The sequence below is a fragment of the Achromobacter sp. DMS1 genome (genome assembly GCF_001270295.1).
On the sequence record NZ_LHSJ01000059.1, the window covers coordinates 1 to 17460 of the forward strand.

General features: G+C 67.8%; 13 protein-coding genes and 3 pseudogenes. 1 reads left to right on the forward strand and 15 read right to left on the reverse strand.

From position 1 onward, the window contains the following. The 12 genes from hflK to ndk form a co-directional block, all read right to left on the reverse strand. Positions 1–1215, reverse strand: a 1215-nt coding sequence (gene hflK / locus AD428_RS09045; protein ID WP_053244495.1) for an FtsH protease activity modulator HflK, incomplete at its 3' end; no start/stop codon positions are given. Beyond that, positions 1181–2287 carry a GTPase HflX gene (gene hflX / locus AD428_RS09050; RefSeq protein WP_053244933.1) on the reverse strand — a complete coding sequence of 369 codons (1107 nt, stop codon included), beginning with the start codon at positions 2285–2287 and terminating at the stop codon, positions 1181–1183. The genes hflK and hflX, both read right to left, overlap by 35 nt. An 84-nt stretch (positions 2288–2371) precedes the next feature. After that, complete coding sequence (hfq, locus tag AD428_RS09055) at positions 2372–2608, reverse strand: RNA chaperone Hfq (protein ID WP_006218585.1); 237 nt, start codon at positions 2606–2608, stop codon at positions 2372–2374. A 181-nt stretch (positions 2609–2789) separates the two neighbouring features. Continuing rightward, positions 2790–3863 (reverse strand): histidinol-phosphate transaminase, encoded by a 1074-nt coding sequence (gene hisC, locus AD428_RS09060; RefSeq protein ID WP_053244934.1) that lies wholly within the window; start codon positions 3861–3863, stop codon positions 2790–2792. 3 nt (positions 3864–3866) lie between these two features. Then, the gene (gene der, locus AD428_RS09065; RefSeq protein ID WP_053244935.1) at positions 3867–5219 is read right to left on the reverse strand and encodes a ribosome biogenesis GTPase Der; all 1353 of its coding nucleotides are present in this window, start codon (positions 5217–5219) and stop codon (positions 3867–3869) included. A gap of 26 nt (positions 5220–5245) precedes the next feature. Further along, positions 5246–6403 carry an outer membrane protein assembly factor BamB gene (bamB, locus tag AD428_RS09070; RefSeq protein ID WP_053244936.1) on the reverse strand — a complete coding sequence of 386 codons (1158 nt, stop codon included), beginning with the start codon at positions 6401–6403 and terminating at the stop codon, positions 5246–5248. Positions 6404–6407: 4 nt separating this feature from the next. After that, entirely contained in the window at positions 6408–7046 is a 639-nt protein-coding gene (locus AD428_RS09075) for a YfgM family protein (protein WP_053244937.1), read from the reverse strand. A gap of 1 nt (position 7047) precedes the next feature. Further along, positions 7048–8334: a histidine--tRNA ligase gene (gene hisS / locus AD428_RS09080; RefSeq protein WP_082308336.1), complete on the reverse strand. Its 1287-nt coding sequence runs from the start codon at positions 8332–8334 to the stop codon at positions 7048–7050. Positions 8335–8398: 64 nt separating this feature from the next. Beyond that, positions 8399–9685, reverse strand: coding sequence for a flavodoxin-dependent (E)-4-hydroxy-3-methylbut-2-enyl-diphosphate synthase (gene ispG, locus AD428_RS09085; RefSeq protein WP_053244939.1), 1287 nt, complete (start codon positions 9683–9685; stop codon positions 8399–8401). Between the two features lie 14 nt (positions 9686–9699). Then, positions 9700–10194, reverse strand: a complete 495-nt coding sequence (locus AD428_RS09090; RefSeq protein WP_053244493.1) for a helix-turn-helix domain-containing protein — start codon at positions 10192–10194, stop codon at positions 9700–9702. Further along, the gene (gene rlmN / locus AD428_RS09095; protein WP_053244940.1) at positions 10191–11345 is read right to left on the reverse strand and encodes a 23S rRNA (adenine(2503)-C(2))-methyltransferase RlmN; all 1155 of its coding nucleotides are present in this window, start codon (positions 11343–11345) and stop codon (positions 10191–10193) included. The genes AD428_RS09090 and rlmN overlap by 4 nt, the downstream gene beginning before the upstream one ends. A gap of 39 nt (positions 11346–11384) precedes the next feature. Further along, positions 11385–11810, reverse strand: coding sequence for a nucleoside-diphosphate kinase (gene ndk / locus AD428_RS09100; RefSeq protein WP_053244492.1), 426 nt, complete (start codon positions 11808–11810; stop codon positions 11385–11387). A gap of 423 nt (positions 11811–12233) precedes the next feature. Here ndk and AD428_RS09105 point away from each other — a divergent pair, with 423 nt between their 5' ends. Further along, positions 12234–15128, forward strand: a complete 2895-nt coding sequence (locus AD428_RS09105; protein WP_053244941.1) for a valine--tRNA ligase — start codon at positions 12234–12236, stop codon at positions 15126–15128. 350 nt (positions 15129–15478) lie between these two features. On the opposite strand, the pseudogene AD428_RS29410 reads toward AD428_RS09105, so the two are convergent. From AD428_RS29410 to glnQ, 3 pseudogenes are all read right to left on the reverse strand, one after another. Next, a pseudogene (locus AD428_RS29410) lies at positions 15479–15649 on the reverse strand (hemagglutinin repeat-containing protein); the annotation flags it as partial. Positions 15650–16060: 411 nt separating this feature from the next. Further along, a pseudogene (locus AD428_RS09110) lies at positions 16061–17253 on the reverse strand (NAD(P)/FAD-dependent oxidoreductase). A 106-nt stretch (positions 17254–17359) separates the two neighbouring features. After that, positions 17360–17460, reverse strand: a pseudogene (glnQ, locus tag AD428_RS27670) (glutamine ABC transporter ATP-binding protein GlnQ); the annotation flags it as partial.

A 17460-nucleotide genomic window follows, 5' to 3' on the forward strand; every position in this document is an offset into this window, starting at 1 on the left:
CGGCTGCGACGGGGCGCTGGCGCCGGACGAGGACGAGCCCGCGGCGCCCGGACGGGACGCGTCCTGGGCGGCCTGGTGCATGATCTTGTCCAGGGGCAGGTACAGCATGTTGTTGTTGCTCTTGGAGTCGACCATGACCTTGCTGGCGCGCGTGAAGATCTCCTGCATGCTTTCCAGGTACATGCGCTCGCGCATCACCTGAGGCGCCTTCTGGTATTCGGCGAGGATGCTGGTGAAGCGCGAGGTATTGCCCTGCGCGTCGCCCACCACCTTGGCCTTGTAGCCTTCGGCCTGCTCGATCATGCGCGAGGCCTGGCCGCTGGCCAGCGGCACGACCTGGTTGGCGTAGGCCTGGCCCTCGTTGATCTGGCGCTCGCGGTCCTGGCCGGCCTTGACGGCGTCGTCGAACGCCGCCTGCACCTGCTCGGGCGGCTGCACGTTCTGGATGGCGACGGTGCTGACCTGGATGCCGGTCTGGTAGCGATCGAGGATCTGCTGCATCAGCGACTGCACCTGGTTGGCGACCGTGGTGCGCCCCTCGTACAGCACGAAGTCCATGGATTGCTTGCCGACCACCTCGCGCATGGCCGTCTCGGAGGCCTGGCGCACGGATTCGTCCGGGTCGCGGGTCTTGAACAGGTAGTCGGGCGCGCCGTCGGCCCGCAGCCGGTACTGCACGACGAACTGCATGTCGACGATGTTCTCGTCCGTCGTGAGCATGAGCGCCTCGGGCATGACCTTGTTGCGCGAGCTGCCGCGGAAGCCCACCTCGAAGGTGCGCAACTGCGACACGTTGACGATCTCGTGGCTCTGGATGGGATACGGCAGGCGCCACTGGAAGCCGGCCTGCGACGTGCTCTTGTACTTGCCGAACTGGGTCACGACCGCGACCTGGCCTTCCTGCACGATATAGAAGCCGCTGGCCAGCCAGATGCCCACGCCCACCAGCGCAATGACGCCCAGGCCGATGCGCGCGTTGCGCGGCGAGGGCGGCGTGGCCCCGCCCCGGTTGTTGGGACGGTTGTTGCCGCCCCCGCCCTTGCGGCCGAAGAGGGAACCGATGCGATTGTTGAAATCGCGCCAGACCTCGTCGAGATCGGGCGGACCGTCGCCATTGCCCTGCGGGCGCCGCGGCGGCTCGGAACCGTTGTTGTTATTGTTTCCACGACCCCAGCCGGGATCATTCAGATTGAAGAGTTTGTTGATTCGAGGCATTGTTTCCCGCAATCTGTCCGGTCTCCGCAATTGCCCCGCGCAACGCGTCCAGACCGGCGCGCTCGGTGGCGCTTACAAATACTCGCGCAATCGTACCATGCGCATCGCGCTCCACCCGCGGCTCCAGGCCGACCCGGTCGATCTTGTTGTATACCAGAATCGTGGGCACCGACGCCGCCCCGATCTCCGCCAGCACCTTGTTGACCTCGAAAATCTGCTCTTCGCGCTGCGGACTGGCGGCATCGACCACGTGCAGCAGCAGGTCGGCGTGCACGGTTTCCTCGAGCGTGGCGCGGAACGCCGCGATCAGGCCGTGCGGCAGGTCGCGGATGAACCCGACGGTGTCGGACACCACGACAGAGCCCGCGCCTTCGATCCAGATGCGCCGCGTGGTGGTGTCCAGGGTGGCAAACAACTGGTCGGCCGCATAGGTGTCGGCACGGGTCAGGGCATTGAACAGCGTGGATTTGCCGGCATTGGTATAGCCCACCAGCGATACCGACAGCGCGCCGCCGCGCGCGCGGGCCCGGCGCTGGGTGACGCGCTGCCGCTCGACCTTGTCGAGCCGCTCGCGCAGCACCTTGACCTTGGCGCCGATCATGCGGCGGTCCATTTCGAGCTGGGATTCGCCCGGCCCCCGCATGCCGATGCCGCCGCGCTGCCGCTCCAGGTGGGTCCAGAGGCGGGTAAGGCGCGTGGCCAGGTGCTGGAGCTGGGCCAGCTCGACCTGCAGCTTGCCCTCGTGGCTCTTGGCCCGCAGGGCGAAGATGTCGAGGATGAGCGCCACGCGGTCCACTACCCGCAGGTTGAAGGCGCGTTCCAGGTTACGCTGCTGCGCGGGCGAGAGCGGCTGCTCGAAGAGAATGATGTCGGCCAGCAGCGCCTGGGCCATGGCCACGCCCTCCTCCACCTTGCCGGAACCGATGAAGAACTTGGCGTCGGGGCGGTCGCGCCGCGCCGTGAGCGTGCCGACGATTTCCGCGCCCGCGCCTTCGGCCAGCATGGCGAACTCCTCCGCGTGGGCGGCGTGGTCGGGATTGCCGAGATCGACACTGATGATCAGCGCGCGCATACGTGCACCATTTTGGAGCCAAAGCGAAAATGCCCGCCGACGGCAAGCGTCAGGCGGGCAATGAAAGGTACTACTGGAGCGGGATTATTCAGCAGGGACTTCCACCTGGAAATTGACGGCGCGGGCCGGGACAACGGTAGAGATGGCATGCTTGTAGACCATCTGCGTCACCGTATTGCGCAGCAGCACCACGTATTGGTCGAACGATTCGATTTGCCCTTGAAGCTTGATGCCGTTTACCAGGTAGATGGACACGGGCACGTGATCTTTGCGCAGCGTGTTCAGAAACGGATCTTGCAGAGTTTGCCCTTTATTGCTCATTGGCCAGGCTCCATTTGTTATTTAAGTGATGGCGCACGTCTGAAATGGTGGGGTGCGCCGAAACATCTACTCTACAGGGTTTTCCCGGGCCGTGCCACTTGTGCGCCATGCAAAAAATGACACCAGAGTTTTCCGGGCCCGCCCAGCGCGCCGGGCGGCCGCATGAGCGGCCGGCGGCGGCTCAGCTTCCGGTGATTTCGCCCAGGGCGGCCAGCAGCAGATCGCTCTGCGCGTCGGTGCCCACCGTGATGCGCAGGAACTGCTCGATGCGCGGCTGGCGGAAGTGGCGCACGATGATGCCGCGCTCGCGCAGCGAGGCCGCCAGCGCGGCCGCGTCGCGCGCGGGATGCCGGGCGAACACGAAGTTGGCGGCCGAAGGCAGCACCTCGAATCCCAGCGCCCGCAGGCCCGCCGTCATGGCCTCGCGGGTGCGGATGACCCGGGCGCGCGTTTCCTCGAAATACTCGCGGTCTTCGAGCGCCGCCACGGCGCCCGCGCTGGCCAGCCGGTCGATGGGATAGGAGTTGAAGCTGTTCTTCACGCGCTCCAGGCCGTCGATGAGTTCGCGGCTGCCCACGGCGAAGCCGACGCGCAGGCCGGCCAGCGAACGCGACTTGGAGAGGGTCTGCACCACCAGGAGGTTGTCGTAGCGGGCCACGAGCGGAATCGCCGATTCGGCGCCGAAGTCCACATAGGCTTCGTCCACCACGACCACCGCGTCGGGGTTGCCCGCCACGATGCGTTCGATGTCGGCCAGGCCCAGCGCGCGGCCGGTGGGTGCGTTGGGGTTCGGGAAGATGATGGCGCCCGCCGGCCCGCCGCGGGCCGGGAGGTAGTCTTCGACGTCGATGCGGAAGTCGGCCGTGAGCGGCGCCGTCTCGTAGTCGATGCCATACAGGCCGCAGTAGACCGGATAGAAACTGTAGGTGATGTCCGGAAAGCGCAGCGGCCGCTCATGCTTGAGCAGCGCCAGGAAGGCGTGGGCCAGCACCTCGTCGGAACCGTTGCCCACGAATACCTGGCCGGCGTCCACGCCCACCGTGCCGGCGATGGCCTGGCGCAGCCGTTCGGACGAGGGGTCGGGATACAGCTTGAGCGTGTCGTCGCAGGCCGCGCGCAGCGCCTCGAGCACCCGCGGCGAAGGGCCGTATGGATGCTCGTTGGTGTTGAGCTTGACCAGGTTCTGAAGCCTGGGCTGCTCGCCCGGCACATACGGACTGAGCGTCCCCACGACGGGACTCCAGAAGCGGCTCATGATTCAGTTTTCCTGCTTGTAGGGATTGTGCGAAGACTTGAATTCGATGCGCAGCGGCGTGCCGGCCAGATCGAACTCGTTGCGGAAACGCGTCTCCAGGTAGCGCCGGTACGACTCGGGTATGGCGTCCAGCGCATTGCCGTGTATGACCACCAGCGGCGGATTCTGCCCGCCCTGGTGCGCATAGCGCATCTTGGGCCGGAAAATGCCCTTGCGCGGCGGCGGCTGCTGTTCCACCGCGGCCTGCAGGGCGCGCGTGAGCTTGGGCGTGGAAAGCTTGGCGAACGCCGCGGCGTGCGCCGCGTTGATGGATTTCAGAAGCGGCTTGATACCCTGCCCCCGCAGCGCGGAAATGGTGTGCATGCGGGCAAACGACAGGAAGCGCAGCTTGCGCTGGAATTCGCGCTCGATGCGCTCTTTCTGTTCGGCGTCCAGGCCGTCCCATTTGTTGATGGCGACCACCACCGCGCGGCCGGTTTCGAGCACGAAGCCGGCGATGTGCGCATCCTGCTCGGAAATCTCGGACTGCGCATCCAGCATGAGCAGCACCACGTTGCTGGCCTCGATGGCCTGCAGGGTCTTGATGACCGAGAACTTCTCGACCGCCTCGAAAACCTTGCCGCGCTTGCGCAGGCCGGCCGTGTCGATGAGCGTGTACTTGCGGCCGTCGCGCTCGAAATCGATCTCGATGGCGTCGCGCGTGGTGCCCGGCATGTCGAACGCGATGACGCGCTCCTCGCCCAGGAGCGTGTTGATGAGGGTTGACTTGCCCACGTTGGGGCGCCCCACGATGGCCAGCTTGATGCGGTGGTCGTGCGGGCCTTCCTCGGCCGCGTCTTCGGGCTCTGGCGGCGGCGCCAGGTCCTTGAGCGCGAGCTCGATCAGGTCGACGATGCCGTCGCCGTGCGCGGCCGAGATGGGATAGGGCTGGCCCAGGCCCAGCTCGTGGAATTCGGCCACGGCGCTGCCCGAGCCCATGCCCTCGGCCTTGTTCACCGCCAGCAGCACGCGCTGCTGGCCCGACTTGCGCAGGAGCTGGGCGATTTCGTGGTCGTGCGCGTTGAGGCCGGCGCGCGCGTCCACCAGGAACACCACCACGTCGGCCTCGGCGATGGCCTGCCGGGTCTGGCGGGCCATTTCCAGCAGGATGCCGTCCTTGGCCACGGGCTCGAACCCGCCTGTGTCGATGACGATGAAGGGAATCTCGCCCACCCTGCCCTCGCCGTAATGGCGGTCGCGGGTCAGGCCGGAATAGTCGGCCACCAGCGCGGCGCGCGATCGCGTCAGGCGGTTGAAGAGGGTCGATTTCCCCACATTGGGGCGGCCGACCAGGGCAACGACAGGCTTGAAGGACACGGTTGGAAGTTGGTTTCGATTGGGTTTCAGTTGGTGCCGATCAGGACGAGATTGCCGTTGCCCGTCTGGACCAGCACGCCTTGGGACGTGGTTTGCGGGGGCGAGACCACGGCGCCGCCGCCGACCGACAGGCGGGCCATCAGGCTGCCGTCGCTGCGCGACAGGAAGTGGACGTAGCCGTCGAGGTCGCCCACGGCCAGCGCGCCGCCCAGCAGCGCCGGCACGGTCAGTTGGCGGTTTTTCAGCGCGCCCTGCTTCCAGACGTTGCCGCCGTTGTCCAGCGCGAAGGCATGCACCACGCTGTTCTGGTCGGCCGAGTAGGCGAAACGGTCGTCCAGCGTGAGGCCGCTGACGCTGGAGAAGTCCTTGGCCCACAGCGGGCGGCCGCCGGCAGTGACGTCGAAGCAGACGATGCGGCCCTGGTAGGCCACGGCGCAGAGCAGGTTGCCCGCGATGCGGGGCACGCCGACCACGTCGGTCAGGCGCTCCAGGTCGCTGGCGCCGCGCGGCGTGGCCACGGTGCCTTCCCACTGCACGTTGCCGCTGTTGGCCGCGATGGCGAGCATCTTGCCGCCGGGCAGGCCGGTGATGACCAGGCCCTCGGCCATCAGCATCTGCGACACGCTGCGCAGCGCCAGCGCCGGGCCCGGACGCTGCACGTTCCAGACGCGCTCGCCGGTGCGGGCGTCGAACGCCTGGATGCGGTAGTCGCCGCTGCGCACCACGACCAGGCCGTAGCCCACCAGCGGCGGCACCGACACGTCGCTGGTGGCGCGCGCCTTCCACTTCTGCTTGCCGGTGTCGTCGAAGGCGATCACGTCGCCGTTGGGCGAGGCCACGGCGGTGGTGGAGCCATCGCTGCCGGCGCCGGCCGACAGCTTGGTGTCGGCGTCGATCTTCCAGATGGGGCGCCCGCTCTGCAGGTCGAACTTGCCCACGGAACCGTCGGGGGTGGCCGCGTAGACGGCGTTGTTGACGACGGTGGGCGCAAAGCCCAGGCCCGAGCCGCTGCCCACCGACGTGGACCAGATCTGGCGCACCGACATGCCGGCCTTGTATTCGGTGAGGGGCGCGGGCTCGTAGCGCGCGTCGTCGCTGGAAAACAGGCCGCAGCCGCTCAGGGCCAACAGGCCCGCCACGCACAGGGCGCCGCGCCACATGCGGCGGGGGGCGAATTTACGCATACAGTCAGGCTCCGCTCAGGGCATCCAATTTGAGTTGCACAACCTGGGTAAGCGGATTGTTCTTACCCAGTCCATCGATGGCGCTCCGCCAGGCGGCGCGCGCTTCTTCCCGCTTGCCCTGGGCCGCGAGAACATCGCCGCGGCGGTCGGCGAACAAGGCGGCGAAAGCGGGCGGCGCGTTCTCGAGTTGCGCGAGCGCGGCGTCGTACTGCTTCTGGTCGAGCAGCAGCCCCGCCAGGCGCAGCCGTGCCACAGCCTGCATGGAGGGGTTTTTCTTTTGCGCGGCCAGCCATTCGAGCTGTTCGCGCGCGCCGGCCGCGTCGTCCTGGGCCTGCAGGGCCTGGGCGGCGACCAGGGCGCCGCGCGCGGCATAGCCGGTGGCGGCATAGTCTTCGCGCAAGGTGGCGGCGGCGGCCTTGATGCGCACGGCGGAATCCGAGCCGCCCAGCCGGGCGGCGTCTTCCAGCGCCTCGAAATAGCCCATGGCCTGGTTGGCGCGGTGCGACTCATAGGCCTTCCAGCCCCACCATCCGCCCCAGGCCAGGGCCACGACGGCAACCAGCGTCGCTATCAGCGTGCCGTAGCGCGCCCACCAGGCCTTGATTGCGTCGAGTTTTTCCTGTTCTTCGAGATCGTATGCCATGCTAACCCTTGAGTTTCAATGCTTCGGCCAGCTCCGCCAGCGGCACCTGCCGCTGCGGCGCCTCGCCCTGCGCGCCGGCGCGCAGGAACTTGATGCTGGCGGCCCGGGCCGCCACTTCATCGGCGCCAAGAATAACCGCAACCTGCGCTCCGCTGGCATCGGCGCGCTTGAATTGGGACTTGAAGCTGGCCGGACCGGCGTGGACCACCACGGCAAATCCTGCGTCGCGCAGGTCTTCGCCCACACGCGCGGCCAGCCGCTGGGCGTCCTCGCCCTGGTGCACGACATACACGTCGCACTCGGCGGGCGCCTCCAGCGCCACGCTCTGCTCCCAGAGGTCGAGCAGGCGCTCCATGCCGATGGCGAAACCCACCGCGGGAGCCGGCTTGCCGCCCAGCAGCTCGATGAGCCCGTCGTAGCGGCCGCCGCCGCAGACGGTGCCCTGCGCGCCCAGGCGGTCGGTCACCCACTCGAAAACCGTGAGGTTGTAGTAGTCGAGCCCGCGCACCAGGCGCGGGTTGAGGCGGTATTCGATGCCGGCATCGGCCAGCCGCTGGCATACGCCGTCGAAGTGCGCCCGCGACTCCTCGCCCAGGAAGTCGAACAGGCGCGGCGCGCTGTCGGCCATTTCCTGCATGGCGGGGTTCTTGGTGTCCAGCACGCGCAGCGGGTTGGTGTACATGCGGCGCTGGCCGTCTTCGTCGAGGATGCCGCGGTGCTTTTCCAGGTGCTCGATCAGCGCGGCGCGGTGCGCGGCGCGCTCGGCCGGCTGGCCCAGCGAATTCAGCTCGAGGCGCACGTCGGTCAGGTCCAGCAGCTTCCACAGGCGGGCCAGCATGACGATCAGCTCGGCATCCACGTCCGGGCCGGCGAAGCCCAGCGCCTCGACGTCGATCTGATGGAACTGGCGGTAGCGGCCGCGCTGCGGGCGCTCGTGGCGGAACACGGGGCCGATGGAATAGACGCGCTGCGGGCGGTCGTAGAGCAGGTTGTGCTCGATGGCGGCGCGCACGATGCCCGCGGTCATTTCGGGGCGCATGGTGAGCGAATCGCCGTTGAGCGCGTCGGTGAAGGTGTACATCTCTTTTTCGACGATGTCGGTCACTTCGCCGATGCCGCGCGCGAACAGGCGCGTATGCTCGAGCACGGGCGTGCGCACGTTGCGGTAGCCATAGCTGCGCAGCCACCCGCGGACGATATCCTCGAATTGCTCCCAGCGGGCGCTCGCCCCCGGCAGCAGGTCGTTCATGCCGCGTATGGCGGCGACTTTCTGGAAAGCTTGACTCATCTTTTTCGTGCTTTATCGTGCCGCCCGCCGCGCCGGGGCGCGCAGGCGGCCACACCCTTGCTTTTCAATGAGAGGCGGACGCGCCGTAGCGGCGCGCGACGTAATCTTCGACGATGGCCTGGAATTCCTCGGCGATGCGGTCGCCCTTCAGGGTGACAGTGCGCTCGCCGTCCACGAACACCGGCGCGGCGGGCACTTCGCCCGTGCCCGGCAGGCTGATGCCGATGTCCGCGTGGCGGCTTTCGCCTGGCCCGTTGACCACACAGCCCATGACCGCCACGTTCATGGTTTCGACGCCGGGATACCGGGCGCGCCACACCGGCATCTGCCGGCGCAGGTAGGACTGGATGCTGTCGGCCAGCTCCTGGAAGAACGTGCTGCTGGTGCGGCCGCAGCCCGGGCAGGCCACCACCATGGGCGTGAAGGCGCGCAGGCCCATGGTCTGGAGGATTTCCTGCGCCACCACGGCCTCGCGGCTGCGGTCGCCGCCGGGCTCGGGGGTGAGCGAGATGCGGATCGTGTCGCCGATGCCCTGCTGCAGCAGCACGGCCAGCGCGGCGGTGGAGGCCACGATGCCCTTGCTGCCCATGCCGGCCTCGGTCAGGCCCAGGTGCAGCGGATAGTCGCAGCGGGCGGAGAGGTCGCGGTAGACGGCGATGAGGTCCTGCACGTGGCTCACCTTGCACGACAGCACGATGGCGTCGCGGCGCAGGCCGAGCGCTTCGGCGCGCCGGGCGTTGCTGATGGCCGAAACCACCAGCGCGTCGCGCATGACGGCCTGGGCTTCCCAGGGCTGGGCGCGGCGGCTGTTCTCATCCATTTTGCGCGCCATGAGCTCGTGATCGAGGCTGCCCCAGTTGACGCCGATGCGCACCGGCTTGTCGTAGCGGCAGGCGACCTCGATCATCTGCGCGAAGTTGTCGTCGCGGCGCTTGCCCCCGCCCATGTTGCCGGGGTTGATGCGGTATTTGGACAGGGCCTGCGCGCACTCGGGGAACTGCGTGAGCAGCTTGTGGCCGTTGTAGTGGAAGTCGCCCACCAGCGGCACGTCGATCCCCATGCGATCGAGCTGCTCGCGGATCGCGGCCACTTCGCGGGCGGCCTCCGGCGTGTTCACGGTGATGCGCACCAGTTCGGAACCGGCCTGCGCCAGCTCTTTCACCTGGATGGCGGTGGCGATGGCGTCGGCGGTGTCGGTGTTGGTCATGGACTGGACCACCACCGGCGCGTCGCCGCCCAGGGTGACGACACGATTGCCCCACTTCACGGCCACCTGGCGGGTGGGACGCCGCGGCGCCGGCCCCACGGGGGGCGGCGGCGCATCCTGGCAAGGCAGAGAAGAATCTTGCATCGGGGTAACCCGGTTTACTTGGACAGCTTGGGAAGCCAATCGAAGGCCAGCCAGTGCTGCGGCAGCCAGCCCTGCCAGAACGCGTAGGCCAGGCCGGCGGCCAGCACCAGCACGATGGCCAGCAGCCAGCCCCAGGACGTGGAGGAAGCACGTTCGTCTTCCATGGGCGCGGCGCCGATGCTGTGCGCGGAATCGAGCGAGCCGGGGCTGCGGCGCAGCGGGCCGGTGACGCGGACTTTGGGGTCCAGCGACTCGACGATGGCCTCGGCGTCGGCGCCCAGCAGGCGCGCGTAATTGCGGATCAGGCCGCGCAGGGACACGCCGGTGGGCAGGTCGGACCAGCGCTCTTCCTCGAGCGCGTCGATCTGCTTGGTGGAGAATTTGATGCGGCTGGAAACCTCGTCCAGCGACCACCCCCTGGCCTTGCGCAATTCGCGCAACGCGCCGCCCACATTGCCCGGGCCGCCGACGGGCGATTCGGAAACCGCGGAAGCGTACTCCTGCGTCATGCATGCACCTGTTTGATCGGAATGGCCCGGGCTCGCGCGGCATTGCGCTCGGTAATGCGGGTGCGGTCGCGCACCTCGCCGGCGAGCTGGCCACAGGCCGCGTCGATGTCGTCGCCACGGGTCTTGCGCACCGTGGTGACGATGCCCGCGTCCATCAGGCGCTGCGCGAACACTTTCACGCGCGCGGACGGCGAACGCTTCAGGCCCGAAGCGGGGAAGGGATTGAAGGGAATCAGGTTCAGCTTGCAGCGCACCTGGCGCGCCACCTGAATCAGTTCCCGGGCGTGCTGGTCGGTATCGTTGATGCCGTCCAGCATGCAGTATTCGAAAGTGATGAAGTCGCGCGGCGCATGCTCCAGGTAGCGGTTGCAGGCATCCAGCAGCGAATTCAGCGGGTGTTTACGGTTCAGCGGCACGAGCTCGTCGCGCAGCGCGTCGTTGGGCGCGTGCAGCGACACCGCCAGCGCCACGGGACAGTCCTGGGACAGGCGGTCCATCATGGGAACCACGCCGGAAGTCGACACGGTGACCCGGCGGCGCGACAGCCCGTAGGCGTTGTCGTCCAGCATGAGGCGCAGCGCCGGCACGACCTGGTCGTAGTTGAGCAGGGGCTCGCCCATGCCCATCATCACGACGTTGCTGATGACGCGCGTGTCTTCGCCCGCCTTGGCCGAAGGCAGGCGCGCGGCGCCGATGTCTGCCTCCAGCACGCGCTTGGCCCACCAGAGCTGGCCGATGATCTCGCTCGTCTTGAGGTTGCGGTTGAAACCCTGGTGGCCGGTGGAGCAGAACCGGCAGTTCACCACGCAGCCCGCCTGGCTGGAAACGCACAGGGTGCCGCGATCGTCTTCGGGAATGAAGACGGTTTCGATGGCATTGCCCTGCCCCACGTCGAACAGCCACTTGCGGGTGCCGTCGGAGGAGCGCTGCTCGATGTTGACCGGCAGCGCCTCGATGCGGCAACGCTCCGCGAGCTGGCCGCGGAAGTCGCGGGCCAGGTCGGTCATGGCGTCGAACGAATCGGCGCCGCGCTGGTGCACCCAGCGCTGCAGCTGCCGGGCGCGGAACGGCTTGCCGCCCCACTGCCCGACCAGCTCGGCCAGCGCGGGGCCGTCCAGGCCCAGCAGGTTGATTCGATCGGCGGATTCCATGACCAGACTATAGAAGAAACGTTGACGCCTGCCCGGAAATCAACGGGTGTGGATGTTGATTTCGGGGAAGAAGAAGGCAACCTCGACGGCGGCCGTTTCCGGGGCGTCGGAACCGTGCACGGCGTTGGCGTCGATGCTGTCGGCGAAGTCGGCGCGGATGGTGCCCGGGGCGGCCTTCTTGGGGTCGGTGGCGCCCATCAGGTCGCGGTTCTTCTGGATGGCGTCTTCGCCTTCGAGCACTTGCACGAAGACGGGGCCCGAGACCATGAAGTCGACCAGGTCCTTGAAGAAGGGACGCTCCTTGTGCACGGCATAGAAGCGCTCGGCGTCGGTGCGCGAGAGCTGCAGCATGCGGGCGGCGATGACCTTCAGGCCGGCCTGCTCGAAGCGGCTGACGATCTGGCCGATGACGTTCTTGGCGACGGCGTCGGGCTTGATGATCGAGAGAGTGCGTTGGATGGACATGAAAAGAACTCCGGATAGCGGTTTCTACTGATTAATTGCCTGGCGCGGCCTTGCGCTGGTCGGAGCCACCCTTCGAGCGCCGCTGCGCCATCGGCGCAGAACGGATGCGGGGCGCCTCGCGCCCGCATCCGCCGGGCCTCGGGCCAGGCAGGATTCGGCACTGCCCACCTGAAGGGTCCCGGCGCCTGCGGAAAAGGAACATGCTGCCGGAGGGCGTGTGCATCGCCGCTCCCCGGGGCTGCCGGCATGTGATCCCGGCCTGCCTTCCCGCGGTGAATCCTCAATGAATTCAGGGACTTCTAAAAGGTTTACAGTAACCCGGCATTCTAGCACGGCAGGAAGACCTCATTACATCTTAAAATGAGCGGTTTGCTTGCCCGGCGCTGTCCGCCGGGCGCCCTGTCTGCACCCGGAAATCCAGTAATGACCCAAGCCGCTACGCCGAGCGCCGCCCAAGGCGCGAACGAAACCCCGGAACTGCCCAAGAGCTTTGAACCCGCCGACCTCGAATCCCGCTGGTACGCCGAGTGGGAAAAGCGCGGCTATTTCGCGGCGGGCCAGCACGTAAAAACAGGGACCGACCCTCAACCCTACGTAATCCAGTTCCCGCCGCCCAACGTGACCGGCACGCTGCACATGGGGCATGCGTTCAATCAGACCATCATGGACGGACTGGTGCGCTACCACCGCATGCTGGGCGACGACACGGTATTCATCCCCGGCACCGACCACGCCGGCATCGCCACGCAGATCGTGGTGGAAAGACAGCTCGACGCGCAAAAGGTTTCGCGCCACGACCTGGGCCGCGAGAAGTTCGTGGAAAAGGTCTGGGAATGGAAGGAAAAGTCGGGCAGCACCATTACCGGGCAGGTGCGCAGGCTGGGCGCCTCGGCCGACTGGCCGCGCGAATACTTCACCATGGACGAGCGCATGTCGCGCGGCGTGGTCGAAACCTTCGTGCGCCTCTACAAACAGGGACTGATCTATCGCGGCAAGCGTCTGGTGAACTGGGACCCCAAGCTGCTCACCGCCGTGTCCGACCTGGAAGTCGTGTCCGAGGAAACGGACGGCCACATGTGGCACATCGTGTATCCCTTCGCCGACGGCCCGCAAACCATCGTCGACAAGAACGGCCAGACCGTCACGCTGCGCGGCATGACCATCGCCACCACCCGCCCCGAGACCATGCTGGCCGACGGCGCGGTGTGCGTGCACCCCGACGACCCGCGCTACCGGCACCTGATCGGCAAGGAGGTCGAGCTGCCGCTGTGCGACCGCAACATCCCCATCATCGCCGACGATTTCGTCGATCCGGAATTCGGCACGGGCTGCGTGAAGATCACCGGCGCGCACGACTTCAACGACTACGCCTGCGCGCTGCGCCACGACCTGCCTCTCATCGTGATCTTCACGCTGGACGCGCACATCAACGAAAATGCGCCCAAGCAGTTCCAGGGCATGGAGCGCTACGAGGCCCGCAAGGCCGTGGTGGCGCAGCTGGAGGCCGAGGGCTACCTGGTGAAGGTCGAGCCGCACAAGATGATGCAGCCCAAGGGCGACCGCACCGGCGTGGTGCTGGAGCCCATGCTGACCGACCAGTGGTTCGTGGCCATGAGCAAGCCCGCCCCCGAGGGCACGCTCCACCCGGGCAAGAGCATCACCCAGGTCGCGCTCGACGTGGTGGCCGACGGCCGCGTCAAGTTCTTCCCCGAGAACTGGACCACCATCTACAACCAGTGGCTGAACAACATCCAGGACTGGTGCATCTCGCGCCAGCTCTGGTGGGGCCACCAGATCCCGGCCTGGTATTCGGAAGACGGCCAGGTGTTCGTCGCGCACGACGAGGCCGAGGCCGCCGCGCAGGCCCGCGCCGCCGGCGTGACGGGCGAGCTCAAGCGCGACCCCGACGTGCTCGACACCTGGTTCTCCTCGGGCCTGGTGCCCTTCACCACGCTGGGCTGGCCCGATAACACGCCCGACCTGCAGCGCTACCTGCCGTCCAGCGTGCTGGTCACGGGCTTTGACATCATCTTCTTCTGGGTGGCCCGCATGGTCATGCTCACCACCCACCTCACCGGCCAGATCCCGTTCAAGCACGTGTACGTGCACGGCCTCATCCGCGACGCGGACGGCCAGAAGATGAGCAAGTCCAAGGGCAACACGCTGGACCCCGTGGACCTCATCGACGGCATCGACCTCGAAGGCCTGGTGGCCAAGCGCACCTACGGCCTCATGAACCCCAAGCAGGCCGGCGCCATCGAAAAGACCACGCGCCGCCAGTACCCCGACGGCATCCCCGCCTTCGGCACCGACGCGCTGCGCTTCACGATGGCGGCCTACGCCACGCTGGGCCGCAACATCAACTTCGACCTCAAGCGCTGCGAGGGCTACCGCAACTTCTGCAACAAGCTCTGGAACGCCACGCGGTTCGTGCTGATGAACACCGAGGGCCACGACCTCACCGGCCCCGACGCGGGCGAGCTGTCGTTCGTGGACCGCTGGATCGTCAGCCAGCTGCAGGCGCTGGAAGCCGAGGTGGCGCGCGGCTTTGCCGACTACCGCTTCGACAACATCGCCAACGCGCTGTACCGCTACGTGTGGGACGAGTACTGCGACTGGTACCTGGAACTGGCCAAGGTGCAGATCCAGACCGGCACGCCGGCCCAGCAGCTGGGAACCCGCCGCACGCTGATCCGCGTGCTGGAGGCGGTGCTGCGCCTGGCCCACCCCATCATCCCGTTCATCACCGAAGAGCTGTGGCAGAAGGTGTCGGTGGCGGCCGGCAAGCGCCAGCCCGGCGTGGCCGACAGCGTGAGCGTGCAGCCCTATCCGCAGCCCAATCCGCAGGCCGTGGACGCCGCCGCGGAAGCCGAGGTGGACGAACTCAAGGCCCAGGTGGAAGCGGTGCGCGCGCTGCGCGGCGAGATGAACCTCTCGCCGGCCCAGAAGGTGCCGCTCTGCGCCCAGGGCGACGCGCCGGTGCTCAAACGCAATGCGCCCTACCTGGCCGCGCTGGCCAAGCTCTCCGAAGTGGAAGTGCTGGGCAGCCTGCCCGATGCCGGCGCGCCGGTGCAGGTCGTGGGCGGCAGCCGCCTCATGCTGCGCGTGGAAATCGACGTGGCGGCCGAGCGCGCCCGCCTGGACAAGGAAATCGCCCGCCTGGAAGGCGAAATGGCCAAGGCCAACGGCAAGCTGTCGAATGCCAGCTTCGTCGAGCGCGCGCCGGCGGCCGTGGTCGCGCAGGAAAAGGCGCGCGTGGCGCAGTTCGGCGAAACCCTGCAGAAGGTGCGCGAACAGCGCATCAAGCTGGGCGACTGACCTCGGCTCGCTCCCCCCCGGCCGCAAACCCCTCGATTTTCATCGAGGGGTTTTTTATTTAAGGATGATTCCAACATCAGCGTGTTGAGGCCGCCCTTCACCGCCTGCTCGGGCGGGGTGATGGAGGCGCCCTTGAGATCGGTGTTGCCCTTGACCTCTATCTGGACGCCGCCGTCGCCCGCTTCGGTGCGGGATTGCCCGGTGACGCTGGCGCAGTCGCTGTCGATTTTCTGCTTGCCGGCATTGGCGCTGGCCGAGAAGTCGGCTCCCGCCGTGACGCTGCCGCCGACATTGCTGTCCTTGCTCTTGAAGGTGCTGGCGTCCTGCAGGCTCTCGATGCTGAGGTTGCCGCCTACGTCGGCCACGACCCGCTTGCCGCTGGCGATGGCGCCGCGCAGGTTGGTGCCGCCACCGGATTCCAGGGTCGGGCGGTTGCCGGCGCTGACGTGCGTGTTGGTCCAGGTGACTTCACCGCCTTCGCCCTTGCCCTTGCCGCGGCTGGCGTTGGCGGTGATGCCCATGGACGCGCCGCCCCGGCCGACGGAAGTATGTCCACTCCTGCGCCACCGGCGCCCAGGCCATCGCCATAGCGGCCGATTTCCTTCATGCCACCATTGCCGACGCTGCAGCCGCCACCGAGGCTGACGCTACTGGCCTTGTGCTCGGCGTGGTTCTTGATGTCGCTGGCGGGGTCATTCCTCGGGTTTGCGGCTTTCAGCGACCAGAGGAACCGATGGGCGTCCTCGCCGTCAAGCCGGATGCGTTCAATCGGAAAGCATGGCGTTTCGTCCTGCGGCGGAAGATCCGGCGGCGGAGCCTGAGCCGGCCGCAGCCGCACATCCGGCGCTGTTTCCTGCTGCTCGCGCAGGACGCGCTCGCGCTCCTGCCGAAGCCACTCTCCCATCCGATCTCCCGTTGCAGCGTGGGGCTCGTTACACCCCGCCGTCCGTCATCCGGTACCAGGTCACGACCGCGTTCACGTACAGGCGCCGCAGGCCGTACAGCGGGAACGGCACCACCGGCGAGAGCGGCACCGGCAAGGCATTCGCGTCGCCCGTGGCCACGTACTCCGCCATGGCCCGGCCCATGCTGGTCTGCAGGCCCACGCCGCGCCCCTGGCAGCCGATGTCCACCAACAGGCCAGGTTCGGGCTCGTGCAGGTGCGGAAGATAGTCGCGGGTGACGGCGACCCGGCCGCACCAGCGGTATTCGAACGGCGTGCCCGCGACCTGCGGAAACAGTTTCAGCATCACGCGCTCCAGATGCGCCCAGTCCCCCTGCCCCTTGGGCTCGCGGAAAGGGCCGCGCCCGCCCATCAGCAGCCGGCCCTGGTGGTCCAGCCGGAAATACAGCAGCAGGTTGCGCGTGTCGGAAGTGACGTGCCCTTCGGGGAAGATACCGGCGCGCACCGCCTCCGGCAGCGGCGCGGTGGCCACCTGGAAGGTGTTGGCGTCGATGATCGATTCCTTCAATCCTGGCAGCAGGTCGCCGCCGTAGGCGTTGGTGCACATCACCACGCGATCGGCCGTGACGCTGGGCCCCAGGGCGGTGGCCGCGGTCCACTTGCCGCCCGCGCGCCTGAGGCTTTCCACGGGCGTGCCGGTATGAACGATGGCGTCCGCGCTCAGCGCGGCGCGCGCCAGTCCGCGCGCATAGCTCAGCGGCTGGATGGCGCCGGCGCGGCGATCCACCCAGCCGCCCAGGTAGCCGGTCGGTGCCGATCAGCCGCGCCGTCTGCGCGCCGGTCCAGCGGCTGGACGTCGGCGCCGAGCCTGGCCCACTGCGCGGCCCGGCCATGCGCGATCCGCAAGGCCCGGGCAGTATGGGCGCCCTGGATCCAGCCCGCGCGCACGCGAGGCACGTCCATGGCGTGCCGCTCGATCAGGTCGAACACCGTATCCGCCGTCGCGCCGGCAAAGCGGACCAGGCGTTCGCCGCGCACGGCGCCGTACATGGAACGCAGCGCATCGGGATCGTATTTCAGGCCCGGAATGACCTGGCCGCCATTGCGGCCCGAGCCGCCGAAGCCGATCTCCCGCGCCTCCAGCAGCACCACCCGGACGCCGCGCTCGGCCAGGTGCAGCGCCGTGCTCAGCCCGGCGTAGCCGCCGCCTACCACCAGCACGTCGGCCTGCGTGATCGGCCAGGCGCTCGGTCGGCGGCGGCGCCGCCGCCGTGGCGGCCCACAACGATGGGGATAGCGGAAATGGCGCTTGCGGCATGGTCCTTCCTTACATGGGATGCAACACCCGGCGCAGGAAATCCTGGGTCCGGGGATGCTGCGGATGATTCAGCACTTCGCGGGCGGCGCCCTGCTCCACCATGACACCGC

Bases quoted from the DNA above. Each gene is read 5' to 3' on its own strand.
- hflX (WP_053244933.1), bottom strand. From the start codon at position 2,287: ATGCGCGCGCTGATCATCAGTGTCGATCTCGGCAATCCCGACCACGCC.
- hfq (WP_006218585.1), bottom strand. From the start codon at position 2,608: ATGAGCAATAAAGGGCAAACTCTGCAAGATCCGTTTCTGAACACGCTG.
- hisC (WP_053244934.1), bottom strand. From the start codon at position 3,863: ATGAGCCGCTTCTGGAGTCCCGTCGTGGGGACGCTCAGTCCGTATGTG.
- bamB (WP_053244936.1), bottom strand. From the start codon at position 6,403: ATGCGTAAATTCGCCCCCCGCCGCATGTGGCGCGGCGCCCTGTGCGTG.
- AD428_RS09075 (WP_053244937.1), bottom strand. From the start codon at position 7,046: ATGGCATACGATCTCGAAGAACAGGAAAAACTCGACGCAATCAAGGCC.
- hisS (WP_082308336.1), bottom strand. From the start codon at position 8,334: ATGAGTCAAGCTTTCCAGAAAGTCGCCGCCATACGCGGCATGAACGAC.
- ispG (WP_053244939.1), bottom strand. From the start codon at position 9,685: ATGCAAGATTCTTCTCTGCCTTGCCAGGATGCGCCGCCGCCCCCCGTG.
- AD428_RS09090 (WP_053244493.1), bottom strand. From the start codon at position 10,194: ATGACGCAGGAGTACGCTTCCGCGGTTTCCGAATCGCCCGTCGGCGGC.
- rlmN (WP_053244940.1), bottom strand. From the start codon at position 11,345: ATGGAATCCGCCGATCGAATCAACCTGCTGGGCCTGGACGGCCCCGCG.
- ndk (WP_053244492.1), bottom strand. From the start codon at position 11,810: ATGTCCATCCAACGCACTCTCTCGATCATCAAGCCCGACGCCGTCGCC.
- AD428_RS09105 (WP_053244941.1), top strand. From the start codon at position 12,234: ATGACCCAAGCCGCTACGCCGAGCGCCGCCCAAGGCGCGAACGAAACC.